At 57.9% G+C, this 14943-nt stretch carries 13 protein-coding genes; 5 read left to right on the top strand and 8 right to left on the bottom strand.

Going from position 1 to position 14943, the window contains the following annotated elements; all coding sequences use genetic code 11:
* Nucleotides 1-57 precede the first annotated feature (57 nt).
* The 3 genes from B2A78_RS04375 to B2A78_RS04365 form a co-directional block, all read right to left on the bottom strand.
* Complete coding sequence (locus tag B2A78_RS04375) at nt 58-1557, bottom strand: efflux transporter outer membrane subunit (RefSeq protein WP_077728681.1); 1500 nt, start codon at nt 1555-1557, stop codon at nt 58-60.
* Nucleotides 1554-3149, bottom strand: coding sequence for a DHA2 family efflux MFS transporter permease subunit (locus B2A78_RS04370; RefSeq protein WP_077728680.1), 1596 nt, complete (start codon nt 3147-3149; stop codon nt 1554-1556). Before B2A78_RS04370 ends, B2A78_RS04375 begins: the two co-directional genes overlap by 4 nt.
* 104 nt (nt 3150-3253) lie before the next feature.
* The gene (locus B2A78_RS04365) at nt 3254-4147 is read right to left on the bottom strand and encodes a hypothetical protein (protein ID WP_077728679.1); all 894 of its coding nucleotides are present in this window, start codon (nt 4145-4147) and stop codon (nt 3254-3256) included.
* Between the two features lie 538 nt (nt 4148-4685).
* On the opposite strand from B2A78_RS04365, the gene norR reads away from it, so the two are divergent.
* The gene (gene norR / locus B2A78_RS04360) at nt 4686-6257 is read left to right on the top strand and encodes a nitric oxide reductase transcriptional regulator NorR (RefSeq protein ID WP_077728678.1); all 1572 of its coding nucleotides are present in this window, start codon (nt 4686-4688) and stop codon (nt 6255-6257) included.
* Between the two features lie 372 nt (nt 6258-6629).
* On the opposite strand, the gene B2A78_RS04355 is transcribed toward norR, so the two are convergent.
* Nucleotides 6630-7466 carry a HAMP domain-containing sensor histidine kinase gene (locus tag B2A78_RS04355; RefSeq protein ID WP_077728677.1) on the bottom strand — a complete coding sequence of 279 codons (837 nt, stop codon included), beginning with the start codon at nt 7464-7466 and terminating at the stop codon, nt 6630-6632.
* Between the two features lie 236 nt (nt 7467-7702).
* The gene (locus tag B2A78_RS04350) at nt 7703-7975 is read right to left on the bottom strand and encodes a TraR/DksA C4-type zinc finger protein (RefSeq protein ID WP_166642682.1); all 273 of its coding nucleotides are present in this window, start codon (nt 7973-7975) and stop codon (nt 7703-7705) included.
* Between the two features lie 292 nt (nt 7976-8267).
* Between B2A78_RS04350 and B2A78_RS04345 the strand changes: the two genes are divergently transcribed.
* Nucleotides 8268-8909, top strand: a complete 642-nt coding sequence (locus tag B2A78_RS04345) for a hypothetical protein (RefSeq protein ID WP_077728675.1) — start codon at nt 8268-8270, stop codon at nt 8907-8909.
* A 187-nt stretch (nt 8910-9096) separates the two neighbouring features.
* Here B2A78_RS04345 and B2A78_RS04340 read toward each other — a convergent pair whose 3' ends face one another.
* Both B2A78_RS04340 and B2A78_RS04335 read right to left on the bottom strand, forming a co-directional pair.
* Nucleotides 9097-9495 carry a hypothetical protein gene (locus B2A78_RS04340; RefSeq protein WP_077728674.1) on the bottom strand — a complete coding sequence of 133 codons (399 nt, stop codon included), beginning with the start codon at nt 9493-9495 and terminating at the stop codon, nt 9097-9099.
* Between the two features lie 270 nt (nt 9496-9765).
* Complete coding sequence (locus B2A78_RS04335; protein WP_168175340.1) at nt 9766-11361, bottom strand: GGDEF domain-containing protein; 1596 nt, start codon at nt 11359-11361, stop codon at nt 9766-9768.
* Between the two features lie 145 nt (nt 11362-11506).
* Here B2A78_RS04335 and B2A78_RS04330 point away from each other — a divergent pair, with 145 nt between their 5' ends.
* From B2A78_RS04330 to B2A78_RS04320, 3 genes are all read left to right on the top strand, one after another.
* Nucleotides 11507-11740: a hypothetical protein gene (locus B2A78_RS04330; protein WP_077728672.1), complete on the top strand. Its 234-nt coding sequence runs from the start codon at nt 11507-11509 to the stop codon at nt 11738-11740.
* A 232-nt stretch (nt 11741-11972) separates the two neighbouring features.
* Nucleotides 11973-12422, top strand: a complete 450-nt coding sequence (locus B2A78_RS04325) for an RDD family protein (protein ID WP_240502397.1) — start codon at nt 11973-11975, stop codon at nt 12420-12422.
* A 109-nt stretch (nt 12423-12531) separates the two neighbouring features.
* Nucleotides 12532-14352 carry an adenosylcobalamin-dependent ribonucleoside-diphosphate reductase gene (locus B2A78_RS04320; RefSeq protein WP_077728671.1) on the top strand — a complete coding sequence of 607 codons (1821 nt, stop codon included), beginning with the start codon at nt 12532-12534 and terminating at the stop codon, nt 14350-14352.
* A 156-nt stretch (nt 14353-14508) separates the two neighbouring features.
* Here the strand turns inward: B2A78_RS04320 and B2A78_RS04315 are convergent, their stop codons facing one another.
* Nucleotides 14509-14871 (bottom strand): HPF/RaiA family ribosome-associated protein, encoded by a 363-nt coding sequence (locus tag B2A78_RS04315; RefSeq protein ID WP_077728670.1) that lies wholly within the window; start codon nt 14869-14871, stop codon nt 14509-14511.
* Nucleotides 14872-14943: the final 72 nt, after the last annotated feature.

Here is a 14943-nt window from a genome sequence, read left to right as displayed (position 1 = left end):
TCTTTGGGCTCGACAGAATAGCGCCTAGGCTTGGTCCATGTTTCGGCAGGAGCCCTCTCAATCTGAAATCGGTCGGAGGCGGGTGTCGTCGAGACCGTTGGCGTATCCGCCGCCCAATGCCTCGATAAGATCGGTCATGGCAACGAGCTGATCGGTTTCCAGGGTCTTGAGAGTGAATTCCTGATCCAGAACGGAATGCCGGCGCGCCAGCATCGTCCGGCGATCGTCCAGGCCGCTGCGAAGCCGCTCTTGAGCCAGATCGAGGGCTTCCCGCTGCGAAGCCAGCAGGCGGTTGTGCGCTTCGACGATGGCCCGGGTGTCGCGCCAACTGCTGAGACTGTCGGCGACTTCCTGCACCGCTTGCAGCAGGGTCTTGTTGTAGAGCTCCACGGCTTCGTCGTATTCCGCCCTTTGCACCGACAGCTGGCCGCGCAGCCGCCCGCCTTCGAAGATGGGGAGCCTGAGGCCAGGCGCGACGCCATAGGCGAAGCTGTTACCCGAAAAAAGGATATTGGCGAGGGAGCTCGCACCCTTGGTCATGCGAAGGGCGTTCAAGCCGACGAACGCGGTCAAATCGACCGTCGGGTAAAAACTGGCTCTGGCTACCTTGATCCGTTGCGCCGCCGCCTCGGCCCGGTGCAGTGCGGCAGCGAGGTCCGGACGGTGGGCGAGCAGTTCCAGCGGAAGCTTTGTGGGCAGCGGAATTTTTTCGGGCAGCGTCACGCTGCGATTAAACAGGTGCTGTGTCGCATCAGGACCGCGGCCGATCAAGCGGGCAAGCAAGTTCCGCTGCAAGTCCAGGTAGTCGCGGGTAATGGCTCGGCGCTTGCCGGTCGCTTCCAGCTCGGATTCGGCCTGTTTGACCGGATCCGCGGAGTCCAGCCCCAGCTCGTAACGCGTTTCGGCCAGTTGGAGCAAATTACGCCGCAATTCCACCATGTCATCAGCGAGATCGAGCTGCTGCCGCAGCGCGACCCCTCGGAAGTAACACCTCGCTATCGCGGCGGTCAATTGCAGCCTGACTTCGGCCTGTTCCGCGTCTTCGGCTGCCGCTTCGCCCAGAGCCGCCTCCAATGCCGCCCGATTTTTTCCCCAGAAATCGAATTCGTAGCGGAGGCTCAAGGGATTGATCAACGCCGAGACGGTATGCGCTCCCCTAAGGGCGACATTGAAGCTGTACTCGGAAAACCGCGCCGTTGCGACCTCCGCCTCCGCATCCAGGAACGGCAGCAGTCTCGCCCCCTCCACGCGGGCAAAGCCTTCCGCCTCGCGCAGCCGGGCGGCAGCCACCTTGAGACCTGGGTTATCCTTGAGCGCCATGTCCATCAGGTGGTTCAGCTCGGAGCTGCCGAACTGCCGCCACCAGCTCTCCTGTGGCCACGAATTCCGTACCCCCAGAAGCTCACCGTCGCGGGCTTCGGACAGTTTCTGGGTAATGCCCGGGGCGTCGGCAAATTCGGCACGCTGCCCGCCGGACGGAATCCAGGCGCAGCCTGCGATCAGAAACAGGACGCTAAGACCAGCAATCAGGCGACGATAGGCAGATCGGCGATTCATGGTTGCTCCATCAGTTCCTCGGCCTTGGTTTCCCTCAGGTCCTCCGCCGGACTCGGACGCAGCGGCCTGTGAGTGGGATGGGCCAGCCACACCAGCCCGGCCAGCCCGAGAAAGAGATATCCCGCCATCAAGAAGGCATCGTTGACCGCCAGAATGGCGGCCTGCTGTCTGATGAGGGCCAGAAGCTTGCCCTGTACGATGCCGGGATCGAGGCCGGCAGTCTCCAGACGCGACGAGAGCCGCGGCAGCAAGTCCAGCGACGGAAACCGGCGCCCCCCGAATTGATCGGCCAGATGAAGCTGATGAAAGGGGCTGCGCCGAAACAGCATGACGCCCTGCAAGGTAATGCCGAGCGCACCCGCGGCGATTCTCAGCGCTGCTGCCTCTTCCGCGGCGCGCATCATTTGGCTCGGCGTCAGCCCGTGAAGGGCGATGGCGGTCAGCGGCGTGAAGAACGAACCCAGAAAAAAGCCGAGGAGCAGCATGGGCCAAACGATCTGATCGAACGATCCCGGATCGTCGAAGAGCCCGATCCAGGACAGGGTGAACGCCAAGCCCAGCAGGTTGAGGCAGGCGAACACCCGCGCATCGACGCCCTTGATAAGCTCGTGCATGACGGCGATCGCCGGCGCCGCCAAAAAGATCATCACCAGGAACAAGAGGCCGGCAAGAAATGACGAGTATCCCAGCAGCAATTGGAGCTGGACGATGAACAGCGACAGCAGTCCCTGGATCGCCAAGAAACCTAGGACAAGGCAAATGATGCCAATCGTGAAGTTGCGATGGGTAAACAGCCGGATGTCCATCGCAGGGTGCCGCTCTCCCAGTTCCCAGATGACGAAACAAGGCAGCGCTACGACAACGGCGATCAGTACGCCGCGCAGAAAGGGCGAATCGAACCAGTCGAAATCGTTGCCCATATTCAGAATGGTTTGCACGCCGCCGAAGATCAGAGCCAACAGGATAAAGCCGGCGAAATCGAAACGGGTGTAGCGCCGCTGGAATCCCCGCCCATAAAGTAATGAACCGGTTACGCCGGCAATGGCCAGGGCGACGGGGATGTTGAGATAAAACAGATAACGCCACCCGATTTCGTCGGCCAGCCAGCCGCCGATGGGAAATCCGATCGTAAACGGCATCAGGGTGAACAACCCCCATATCCCAAGCCCCACCGATTTGAGCCGAGCGGGATACTCTTTCAGCAACAGGGCTTGTCCGATTGGCAGCGTAACGCCGCCGGCAAAGCCGAGAACGATGCGCGCCGGCAGGAACAGCCGCAAAGTTTCGCTGATGGCGCAGAAATAAGAGGCCGCTGCATAGATCACAAAGGCCGTAGCGAACAAGCGGTAATCGCCGAAACGCCCGGACAGCCAGCGGGCGATGGGAAACGCCAAGGCCAGGGCGATCATGAAATCGGTCTGGGCCCAGGTGCCGAGGCTCGGCGATACTCCTCCCAGGTCGCCCGCGACATGCGGCATCAGCGCGATATAAGAGCCGGCGTTGAAAAGCACGACCATGTGCCCCAAGCCGAGCGCGATGTTGAACAGAGTGAAGCGCCAGCCGCGAAGGCGTCTGGGGAAGAAAACGGTCACCTAATCGACGCCTTGACCGCAGTCAGCCGGGCGGCGCAGCGGCCATCCGCCGGCGCCGCCTTTTCCAGAGGGCAGGCGATGAGCATGAAGCGCAGCCGCCCTTGTCATTCGGAGCGGCTGCTCGCCATAGCCGCCGAAGCGGCTTCGATGCTCTGCTGATCGGACCGGGCTTGCCGCGGCGCCGGCAGCCCCAAGTCGGCCAAGCCGCGGCGAACGAGCTTCGCGCCGACATCGGTCACGAGCTGCTTGAACTTTTCCGCTTCGTGGTCGAGAAGATTGGGTGCCGCTCCGGCCACCGGATACGCATCGGCATCGGCTCTTCCGATGACTTGCCCGGTGGCGGGGTCAATCAGCTTGACCAGCACCTGCAAGGGCGTCTGCGACTCGAAAATCCTGTAGGTCCCGATTCCCACCTCCAGCACGGCATCCACCCGCTCTTTGGCGTGGGACCGATAATCGACGGACGAGGTGTCGCCGTTGTACCACTGCCGGATGGCGTTATGCCAGTAGGCGAGATTTGCGGTGCGGTTGCCGGGGGCGATCGGCAACGGGTAGTACTGCTCGGCGGAAACGGCTTTGAATCCCCCGGCGGTCAACATCTCGGCCGCTTCCCGCGCCAACACCAGCGTGGGGGCCCAGTTCTCCGCCAGCGAGGCGACCGGAGCCAGCTCAGGATTGTCTGCCACGGACGCGATTCGCGGGAGAGACGGTTCCGGCACGATATCATTGTGGCTTACCAGTCCGGCGATCAGTACTCCGCCGGGATTCCGGTAAATCTTCCTTTCCAGAAACAGATCGTAAGGAACGGTATCGTTTTGCCGATAAATGGGCAGCCGGGATTCGATGAGGTCCGGCATCACTTCGAGGGGCGGCGGTTCCACCGGAATCACGAGGATCGACTGCAAGCTGCCCGACCGGTCGGCAGGCGGCTTGATCGGAGGAGCGAGACAAGCGTTCAGTGCAACCAGCAAAAACAGCAACAAGCTATAACGTTTCATATTTGGGAGGTACCCCAGTCCCATGGAATCCAGTGCGAGATAAAGAACCCGGACATCGCTTCGAACAAGCTATTCGTCGCTTTCCGACGTAGACATGTCCGATGCGCCGGGCACCCGTGCCCCATCCTTAGCAACCCTAATGCCACAACGCAGGTGATTGAATTCAAAAAACATTTCAAAGAAACACCGGCCAATGTCGTCATAATGACATCGACTCGACAACAAACAACAACCCGGCCTGACCTTCAACCCTCCAACAAAGCTTCGAATCCATTAATCAGGCCCGTAAATACCCTTCTGGTATTTCGGGCCGCCGCCCAGGCCCGGCACACGCCCGGCCTGGGCTTACGCGGCTTGTCGCCGCGCCTGGGCATCCCTGCCCCGGATTAACCCGGCCTAATTTAGAGGCAGGGTTAATAACCGTGCATTCGGAAATAACGCGCCAATTGCCACAAGAACTCATTGCTGTCACTATGACAGCACTGTGGTTAATTCGACTACGCCTCTATGGGAATGTTCGACTACGAACCTTTGAAATATGAACGAACGCTCGAAGATAAGAACGACCGAGAGCGCGATTCGCGAAGCGGTCTTGAGCCTGACGGCGAATCTTTCGATGAAAGAGCGCCTCGAGGGATTTCTCGAAATTTTCGCCAAAGTCACGGGAAATCACGCTTGCGCCCTGTTGCGCTTCCAAGACGGGGTACTCGTGCCCGTGGCGACGCGGGGCCTTTCGCCCGAGGTCATGGGACGCCAATTCGCCCCGGAGCAACATCCCCGGCTGGCGGCGATCCTCGGTTCGAGAACACCGATCCGATTCGAGGCCGACGACCCTAGGCCCGATCCTTACGATTCGCTATTGCTGAATGATGCCGGAGGCCGATTGCCCGTCCATTCCTGTATCGGCTGTAGCCTTTATAACGAGAACACCCTGCTCGGAGTGCTCTCGGCGGATGCGTTAAAACCCGGCGTATTCGACGGCATAGACGACCACATATTCCAGACCTTTGCCGCCATCGCGACGGTGGCGCTGCGTCACGAATCCTTTATCAGTGCGCTCGAAAGATTGGCTAGACACCGCGAACTGGTGACCAGCGAACTGGTCAACGAGGCCCTACAGCGCCGCGGGCAGATACTCGGCGACAGCCCCGCGCTGCAGGAACTGAGGCGCAACATCGGTATCGTTGCCCGATCCGATCTGACGGTCCTGGTGATGGGAGAAACGGGGGTCGGCAAGGAGGTGGTCGCTCGCGTCATACACGCGCAATCGCTGCGGGCCGACCAACCCCTGGTGTACGTGAACTGTGCCGCGCTGCCGGAGTCCTTGGCCGAAAGCGAACTGTTCGGACATGTCCGCGGCGCGTTCACCGGCGCCCACACCGATCGGGCCGGCAAATTCGAGTTGGCGGAGGGAGGCACTTTGTTTCTGGACGAAGTCGGCGAACTGCCCCTGGCTATCCAAGCGAAGCTGCTGCGTGCCCTGCAATTCGGCGAGATCCAGCGGCTCGGCTCGGACAAGAGCCACCGGGCCGACGTCCGCATCATCGCCGCAACCAATCGTCAGCTCGACGAAGAGGTGAAGGCGGGGCGGTTCCGAGCCGACCTCTATCATCGGCTCAGCGTGTACCCTTTGAACGTACCGCCGCTGCGGGAACGGCTCACGGATATTGCGCCGCTGGCCGGATATTTCCTGGATCAGGCGCGGACGCGCCTTGGTCTGGACCGTGCCAACCTGGCGCCCGCGACCATCGAAGCCCTGAGGGCCTATTCATGGCCCGGCAACGTACGGGAACTCGAGCACGTCGTTCTCCGCGCCGCTCTGCGCGCCTCGGCGGACCGCGGGCGTTCATTGACCTTGCAACCCGAAGATTTGGACATCGGCTCTGAAATCCACTGGAGCGTGGATGCCAAGACCGGCTTGGCGTTCGGAACGAACCCGATATCGCTTGCACGCGCGGTGGACGATTTTCAGCGACAGTTGATCCTCAAGACGCTGGACGAATGTCGTTTCAATTGGTCGGAAACGGCTCGCCGCCTGGGACTGGACCGGGGCAATCTGCATCGCCTTGCCAGGCGCCTCGGACTAAAGCCGATCAGCCGCATGGCTTGACGCCGCGGCATTTCTTACAGCCGTTTCCGTTGGCGCGTATGGATTGATTGCAGGCGCCTTATTCCAAATCGCTTTCCGAGGAATTCATTCTTGTAGGATGGGTAGAGCGAAGCGAAACCCATCGAGCGACCTTGAATCGATGGGTTACGCGGAGCCTGTCCTGAGCTTGTCGAAGGGCCTGTCCCGAGCGGAGCCGAGGGGCCCGTCCTGAGCCTGTCGAAGGGCTAACCCACCCTACGATGAGTGTTCACTCGAATGCCGAATGGAATTATGAGTGGGAGCGGGCTTTAACCCGCGATCGAACGACGAAAAAAGCCGGACAACGTCCGGCTTGAGCTTAGGAAAGCAACCATAGCCTCAGGCGGTTGATCACTACGTTGCCAAAAAGTTTAGCCGGGACCAGGTCGCCGGAGAATCGTGAGGATCGCGACCGGAAATAAGGCCTTGTTCGCCTCGGAGCGGCAGCCACACGACGAACTCGGTGCCGCGTCCTTCGCCCTCGCTGGAAACCTCCACTTTCCCGCCATGCATTTCGATCAAGCGTCGCACCACGGAAAGCCCTATCCCCAGGCCGCCTTGCGTGCGGTCCAATGTCCTCGGCCCTTGAGTAAACAGATCGAAAATGTGGGACAAAAGCTCGGGAGGTATGCCGATTCCCTCGTCCTTGACGTGCACGGCCGCTTGGCCCGATTCGATCTCCACCGAGAGCCAAATCCGCCCCTCCTCGTTACTGTATTTTGCGGCATTGTTGAGAATATTGGCCAAGGCTTGGGTAAGGCGCACCTCATCACCGTCCAGATCGAGATCGAGCGGCCCCGATTCGACGATGAGCTTGAGCCGACGGGCCTTGATCAGCGGCAAATTGACTTCGATGGCCCGAACGATTATCGCAGCGAGATTGAGCGGGGCCGGGCGAAGCGTAATCGTCCCTCGGGTAATCCTGGATACGTCGAGCAAGTCGTCGATCATTCGGGACAACTGAGCCGCCTGGCGGTCCACCACCTCCCGTGCCCACTCCGCCCTTGGCTCTTGCAAGTCCAAGCGGCGCAACACTTCGACCGCGTTACGGATGGATGCCAACGGATTGCGCAATTCATGAGCCAGCATCGCGAGAAATTCGTCTTTTCGCGACTGAACCGAAATGGCGTCTTCGGCGGATATCGAATCGTCAATGTCCATGAGCTGGACGCTACAATCGGATGGCAACATAACACTCGGTCCATTTTGGTCCTTGAAAACATCTTTGCCGTATCGCGTGGATACCAAGCGACCCGGCAAATTACATTGCTGCTCTGGATGCGCGAGAGCCTTGCAGAGCAGCACGAATAAATCGGCGAAACCAACCGTATCGCGAGCAAACGGTAGACTCGATCAGGTCTCGTACCGGTTTTCGCAAAAGCGGCGGGCAATTACGCCGAACAGATGCTGGACCAAAGTGCGAGACCTCACTTATCCCGGTCATCGAAATTCGGATATAACCGAGCCTCGTTCTGCTGCTCGCGGTCGTACTCCAGTTGGCAATCGATGCAGCGTACCGCGCGGGGATTGGCCGCAAGGCGCTCCAAAGGAATAGGAGCCTCGCAATCGAGACAAACCACCAGCCCCCGTTCGGGGTCGGTAATTTGTTGTTCGTTCTCGGCCAATGACGCCTTCAGGCGTTGCAACGCTTCGGCTCGCGTACATTCTTCAACGATCTGAGCAATATCGATATAGTCCATGTCGGCAGCCTCCTTAGCATGAGGGAAATTTCCGCCTGGAACCGTATCAGCAAGGCACATCAGGCGACCTAACCCCTTCGAGAAAGTCGCCGCTTATTCAGTTCCCGCTACCGTATTGGTACTTAATGGTGTCGAGTAAGTCGAGCCGACGGTATAGGTTTGTACACCTATGGAAGCATACTTATGTTATGCCGCGAATTGATGCGGGTATCTTCTTGTACGCACAATTTGGTAGCTGATCGGGACTCCGAACGAGACACGAGCGACGGAAACCATCTCAAGGAAGAACCCTATGAAAACCCTCAGCATTGCCGCTGCCGCCGCAGCGGTTTCGATTTTGTCGGGCGTCGTCGCCGCTAAGCCGGCCGTTCCGTCGAGCATCTCGTTCGGTGCAAAGTATCCGACATCCTTTGACGTTGACTCGCATTTTTCCTTCACGGAAACCGACCGCTGCATCGTCAGACAAAGGACATTCGAACAGGGGGAGCCGGTGATAAAGGCCGTTTCGGAATGTGAAAAGCCGATCATTATGGTCTTCTGCATTCTTACGGTGGAGGACGGCTGGTCTTGCTGTTCAAATGCCGAATATCCCGGTCAACCGCTGATGGGCCGCGGTGACTATCATGCCCTCGGCAGCCGCGATCTGGTTGAATCGGAACCTCGTAACAGTTTTGCTGTCGGTTGCGTACCGACCAAGGTCGGCCCTGCCCTACGAACCTTGAATCCGCTAAGCCTGGGGTCCGTCCCGGACGATCCATGCTATTTAGCGATACACGGACTCGATCAAGCCTTGCTTCAAACTCCACAAGGCGACCCGCATGAAATCTTGAAGACGCTCGGCTTTACCGCAATGGCCCGGCCGCTTCGGTCATTCACGCAATCGGCAAAACCGTTCGCCTATCTCCGTAAGACCATGCTTGGCAAGACGGGATAGCCAATGCTCCGCTTGAAATGAGGGTGCCGCCGAAAGCGACACCCGATGCGACCCGAGGAAAGATCACCTTCTGAGCGGCCGTGAGCCGTTGAAAGCGGCAGGGATAGTTGCGGCGCCCCCGAAGGAATCGGCAATAGCGTCTTCGAGGTGGAAATGACAATGCGCCAGTCCGCATTTACGCAGCCGGCTATTCGGCTGGTTCGTTCTGCTCGAACTTCGAAAACTCATCCGGATCCAATTGGCCATCCTGATTCCTGTCCATTTCGCGCCAACGTTCCATTAACTTGCTGTCGGAGCGACCTTCGCTTTCGGAAATCAGGCCGTCGCGGTTCTCGTCCAGCTTTTTGAAACGCTCGCTCTTGATTTCCCGTTCGACCTCGACCTGATGCTTGGTCGCCGGTATGTCCTTTTCGATCTGCTGGCCGGACGGGCGCTGGGCCGGCGGCTCGGCCGGCTGGTTGGTAATGTCCAGGGATCTTTCAGTCGCTTCATCCGGGTTGGGAGTTCCCGGAACTCGCTGTTGCTCAGCCGCTGCCCAGGATGAACCCAGCAATGCGAGCACGGTGATGATGATTGATGTTTTCATGACAGACCTCCGTATCCACAATGAATATTCAATGCTTTAAAGCAGTAATCGGAGGATTTCCGCTCCTAATGATTAGGACCCGCTTGTCCCTGCGCGGTTCTGAAACGAAGTCGCCGGTATAAATCGCGATAGCTGAATGGACCCCAAAAAACGCCGGAGCCGGACGCAAACGAGCTCAATGCGCCGCGCCGGGGACGCGGCGATCAGTCTTTCGTTCTGACGCCGCTCCGGAAGTACTTGTGACGGGATGCGTTGGAAAAGCAGTGATCGTCACCACGACGCCGGATGACAATCCAGAGATTTGAGTACAAGGGTGGGACTCTGTTGGCTCTTGCCGACGGCCTTGTCCCGATACATGGCTTGATCGGCTGCCCTCAGCAATTCGGCGGTGGTCGAGCCGTCTTCAGGATAGACGGCGATGCCCACGCTAGCGCCTAAGACCGGCATCAACTTATTGGTTCCATTGACGTCCACGGACGGTTGGAAAAACGCTTTCTTGATTTTCCTGGCCACGGATTCCGCACCGGAACGGTCTCCGATATTCTGCAGAAGCACTACGAATTCGTCTCCTCCCAATCGGCCTACGGTATCCGTTTCCCGAACGGAATGCTGAAAAATGCGGGCGGCGCGTTGCAAGACCTTGTCCCCGGTCTGATGCCCGTAATAGTCGTTGACCTGTTTAAATCCGTCCAAATCGAGGTAAAGCACGGCCACCTTCCGCCTCGACCGGTGAGCTTCGGCCAGCGATTGATCCAACCGATCCATGAATAACTGACGATTGGGCAGTCCGGTCAACGGATCGAAATTGGCCAACAAAAATAGCCTGTTGCCCTCCTCGAGTTTACGTTTTTCATAGCGGTCATAGATTCTGGCAACACTGAAAAACATGAGGAGACATGCCAAGGATCCCACAAAAATCAGGTTCAGCCGGTTCCAATCAAGATTCGCCCACCCCAATTGTTGTTCGATTTCGAGAGATAAGTGTTTCTCCGGCTCTCCGAAAGAGCTGCGAAAAAGCAGCTTGGGAAACAAGCTGGATTCGAGGGGCGTTGCCGGCGAAGCCTGCTTATGAATCAACTTGTCACCCGGATTTGCTCCAGCGTGCACCGACTCGAACAGGGTGAGCGCCAACGCAACGGAATCGGAAGGGAGATGGAAAAGAGCCTTCACCCTGCATATCACTACGGCGAAACTTACGCCGCCTGTTAAACTTACCGGCTCCACGAGCGCATAACCCCAATCGCCGTTATTGAGCAGGAACGAGCGACTGGCGGCAATTTCTCCGGACCTCAGAGCGCGCTGAAAGGCGTTTCCGAGTACCGATACCAAATCGACATCGGTCTCCGACAAGGGTCGCGTCTCATCGGCGTCCGGCGCAATGGAATTCGGAGCATACAAGAACGGTTTGCCCACAGCCGCGACTCGAATCAGGCGATTCCTACGATCGGAAAAAAGATGTACCGAAGAAGCGACACCCTCATGAAGCCTTAAGGCAACGAATTCTTCCAAAGTCTCCTTGTCGAACTTCGGAACGGTGCCCATGAAGTAGATGCCGGCATCCTGGTCCGAGATCAGGCGCGCGTAGGTAGTGATCTTCTCCTGATTTATGGGCTCCTCGGTCTTGAGGAATGCCGCCAGTCCATGTGTCGCATCAACATAGCGACGCGTCTGCGAAACCAATTGCGTTTGAATCAGGGCGGACGTCTCGGAAAACCGCTGGGTTTCCCGCTGAATGTCGAGAAAAACGGCGAACGCCAATCCCGCAGCGGCGATCAATATCCAGCATATCGTCAACAAGGCGTAGAAGGAAAACCGCTTGACGATCAGTTCGATTATCCCCTTTTGCAACAACGCCGCGGCCTGCATAGCCTTTATGCTACTATTCGCTGCCGGCTGCCCGACTTCAAGGATTCCCGGATTGCCACCGGAATGGCGATCCAGCTCGAAGGGGATGTACGATTCTGCATCTCTACGAATCCATGATTGCAAAAGATTTTGGAAGAGGAGATACATGTTTAAACCCAGACTCGACGTATTCCTTGCTTGCCCGATTCATACCAGCGCTCTCATCGCGAACTTTTTGGTTCTGCTGTTCTTGCCCCTGGTACGCCCACCGATCACCCTGTCCATGCTGCTAGTCGCGCTACTGGTCTACCTCTCGATGTTCTTTGGCGCCAAATCGGCGGCTAACGAAACCCAGAGACTCTTGTCGTTGAGTAACGACGATAAACCAAGCGTTCACTGAACGGTCATCCTGCTATCTCGCCGGTCGAAACTGTTCGACGTTCAGCTTACATGCGGACGGCGCGAGATAATGTGATTTAGTACCAACTTCCGGAAAAACCGCTCGTTAATGATTAATGCAAAAACCATGCACAAGCCAAATGTTTCGAGCGCCGCAGTTGATGTTTCATCCGCTGCGACGAACTCCGCATAAGGCGGGGACGCGCGTCGAAGACTCCGATTGAGTCGCCTTTGTGACTCCGAAGCACAACTCACCCGGCTTGCTGCGCCGCCTGGCGGCGCTCGTTTACGACATGGTCGTGCTGGTTGCGGTACTCTTCGCCGCAACGGTCCTCCTGCTGCCGCTTCATCACGGAGAAGCCTTTCAACCGAACCACGGGCTGTATAGCGCATATCTATTGACGGTCAGCTTCGCGTTTGTCGGGTGGTTCTGGACCCATGGCGGACAAACTCTCGGAATGCGTTCCTGGAAAATTCGCCTGTGCACGACAGCCGACACTTCCATCTCCTGGGGCCAGGCTTCGATTCGCTTCTTCTGCGGCTTGATATCCTTCGGCTGCCTAGGCCTCGGCTATCTCTGGGTTTTGTTCGATTCGCAAGGCCGTAGCTGGCACGATCTCGCGTCCCGGAGCAAAATCGTTTGGCAAGATTTAGAGCCTTCAGAGAAAACAGGGATGAATTAAGCGTCTAAGGCAAGAACAATGTCGGATGTCGCGGCGAAATCGGGCATCCAGCTTGCCCCCGCCGCTCATCCCGGCACAACGATCTCGCAAAACGCAGCGGAGATGTCTCATGCAGGACCGCGCCGATGTATTCGAAAACCCCGTGTCACGGGAGGTCTGGAATTGGAAATACCGTCTCACGGACGAAGCGAGCCGCGACTTTGGCGTAAGGGATACCTGGCGGCGTGTAGCGCGAGCCCTGGCCAGCGCGGAGCCCGAAAATTCCGCCCATTGGGAACGCGTTTTTTTTGAAGCCTTGGAAGACTTCCGGTTCTTGCCGGGCGGGCGAATTCTGGCCGGAGCCGGCAGCCGACACGATGTCACGCTGTTCAACTGTTTCGTAATGGGCACTATTGAAGATTCCATGGAAGGCATCTTCTCGGCGCTCAAGGAAGCGGCGCTCACCATGCAGCAAGGAGGCGGCATCGGTTACGACTTTTCCACCCTGCGCCCGTCCGGCATCCCCGCCCACCGATGCGGTGGCGTCGCCTCCGGCCCGGTATCTTTTATGCGCATTTGGGACAGCATGTGCGCCACGATTCTTTCGACCGGTGCCCGACGTGGTGCCATGATGGGTACATTGCGCTGCGATCATCCGGACATCGAAACCTTTGTCGGTGCCAAACGAACCCTCGGCGAGCTACGGAACTTCAATCTTTCCGTACTGATCACGGATGATTTCATGGACGCGCTGAAGCATGATCGGGATTGGCCGCTGGTATTTCCCGTCAATCCCGAGGGAACCCCTGCCGGTACAGGACAGATCGTTCTGAGACGCTGGTCCCATACCGACACCCCTGTTCCCTGCCGTATCGTTCGAGTGATCAGAGCCCGCGACCTGTGGAATGCCATCATGCGGTCCACCTATGAACATGCCGAACCGGGCGTTCTGTTCATCGACCGCATCAATCGGGAAAACAATCTTTGGTATTGCGAACACATATCGGCCACCAATCCTTGCGGCGAAATCCCCTTGCCCCCTTACGGCGCTTGTGATTTGGGCTCCATCAATCTCACCCGCTTCGTATCGCGGCCGTTCGAGGATCACGCCGCTCTGGATTTCGCGGGCATCGAACGGATTACCGCCGTGGCTGTGCGCATGCTGGACAACGTCATCAATGTCAGCCGGTTTCCCTTGCCGCAACAGCGGAATGAAGCGCTCGATAAACGGCGTATCGGTCTGGGAATTACCGGGCTGGCGGACGCCCTGATAATGTTGGGTGTGCGCTACGACGACGAACAGGCGTGTCAGCTTGCCGACAAAATCATGCGAACCGTGTGTCTCGCGGCATATCGGACGTCGATCGAACTGGCGAGCGAAAAGGGTTCTTTCCCCTGTTTGGATCGCGACAAATACCTACAGAGTCCATTTGTTCGGGCCTTGCCGCGCACCATCAGAAAAGGCATTTCCGGACACGGCATTCGGAACAGCCATCTGCTGGCGGTCGCGCCCACCGGCTCCATTAGTCTGCTCGCGAACAACGTGTCCAACGGGCTCGAACCGGCATTTGCCGAGCGCTATCAACGACGCGTCCTAACTCCCGAAGGTCTTCAGAACTACGACATCGAAAACTATGCGGTCCGGTTGTGGAAGCTCGAATGTTCGAAGCACACGCTGCCGCCGGCTTTTGTCACCACCTTCGAATTGTCGCCGCTCGCACATTTACGTATGCAGGTCGCAATCCAACGTTCGGTGGACAACGCCATTTCGAAAACGGTCTACCTGCCCGAGAACTTTCCTTTCTCCGATATGGAGTCACTGTACCGCCAGGCCTACGACATGGGACTAAAGGGTTGTACCACTTATCGGCCCAATCCCATTACCGGAGTCGTAATCAGCCCGACGGAGCCCATGACGGATTCCGCTATCTGCTGCGAACAGAACGATTAGCCCGTGACGCCGCCGGCACATGTCGCTCTGTCACGACACTCGGATATAAAACAGGCGCGGAACTGAGAAAAGGGTTTTGGCGGGAACCGGGACACCGGCGGGGCGTAAGAAGCAATTAAATCTCGTTACGCCCCGGACCGTCGTGTGGTTAAACGATTAGAGGGCGGTGGACGAAATTTTATGGTTCTTGATTTCGCCACGCTGCATGCGGACGTGCTCCTCGAGCTGACGCTTTGCGGCATCGAACGCGTCGCGTAACGCGACGTACACATCCTCATGTGCCTGCTTGTCGTGATGGTCGCGGCTGACCACGATCTGCTTCTGAGGAACGCTCAAATCGATTCTGACTTTATAGAGATTACCCTGGTGCTGATGATGATGCTCCGCCTCGACGGCGACTCTACAGCTGATGATGTGATCACAGAATTGCTCCAGTTTTGCGGCTTTCTCCCGAATGCGGGTTTCAACGGCGTCGGAATGAGGAATGCCTCGAAACGTAATCTCTAGTGGTACTTGCATAGGTCTTTCCCATTAAGTGTCAAGTCTGTAAGTAGTCCAAAAAGTCTCCACCGAAGCCCTGGTCCAGCGCAT

The organism is Methylocaldum sp. 14B, assembly GCF_002005105.1.
Taxonomy (GTDB): domain Bacteria; phylum Pseudomonadota; class Gammaproteobacteria; order Methylococcales; family Methylococcaceae; genus Methylocaldum.
The sequence above is the reverse complement of the archived record's forward strand: the minus strand, read 5'-3'. Positions and strand labels throughout refer to the sequence as shown.

What these genes read in the sequence shown, in the direction of transcription:
- B2A78_RS04375 (WP_077728681.1), bottom strand. Translation starts at nt 1,557, where the DNA reads ATGAATCGCCGATCTGCCTATCGTCGCCTGATTGCTGGTCTTAGCGTC.
- B2A78_RS04365 (WP_077728679.1), bottom strand. Translation starts at nt 4,147, where the DNA reads ATGAAACGTTATAGCTTGTTGCTGTTTTTGCTGGTTGCACTGAACGCT.
- norR (WP_077728678.1), top strand. Translation starts at nt 4,686, where the DNA reads ATGAACGAACGCTCGAAGATAAGAACGACCGAGAGCGCGATTCGCGAA.
- B2A78_RS04355 (WP_077728677.1), bottom strand. Translation starts at nt 7,466, where the DNA reads ATGTTGCCATCCGATTGTAGCGTCCAGCTCATGGACATTGACGATTCG.
- B2A78_RS04350 (WP_166642682.1), bottom strand. Translation starts at nt 7,975, where the DNA reads ATGGACTATATCGATATTGCTCAGATCGTTGAAGAATGTACGCGAGCC.
- B2A78_RS04345 (WP_077728675.1), top strand. Translation starts at nt 8,268, where the DNA reads ATGAAAACCCTCAGCATTGCCGCTGCCGCCGCAGCGGTTTCGATTTTG.
- B2A78_RS04340 (WP_077728674.1), bottom strand. Translation starts at nt 9,495, where the DNA reads ATGAAAACATCAATCATCATCACCGTGCTCGCATTGCTGGGTTCATCC.
- B2A78_RS04335 (WP_168175340.1), bottom strand. Translation starts at nt 11,361, where the DNA reads ATGCAGGCCGCGGCGTTGTTGCAAAAGGGGATAATCGAACTGATCGTC.
- B2A78_RS04330 (WP_077728672.1), top strand. Translation starts at nt 11,507, where the DNA reads ATGTTTAAACCCAGACTCGACGTATTCCTTGCTTGCCCGATTCATACC.
- B2A78_RS04320 (WP_077728671.1), top strand. Translation starts at nt 12,532, where the DNA reads ATGCAGGACCGCGCCGATGTATTCGAAAACCCCGTGTCACGGGAGGTC.
- B2A78_RS04315 (WP_077728670.1), bottom strand. Translation starts at nt 14,871, where the DNA reads ATGCAAGTACCACTAGAGATTACGTTTCGAGGCATTCCTCATTCCGAC.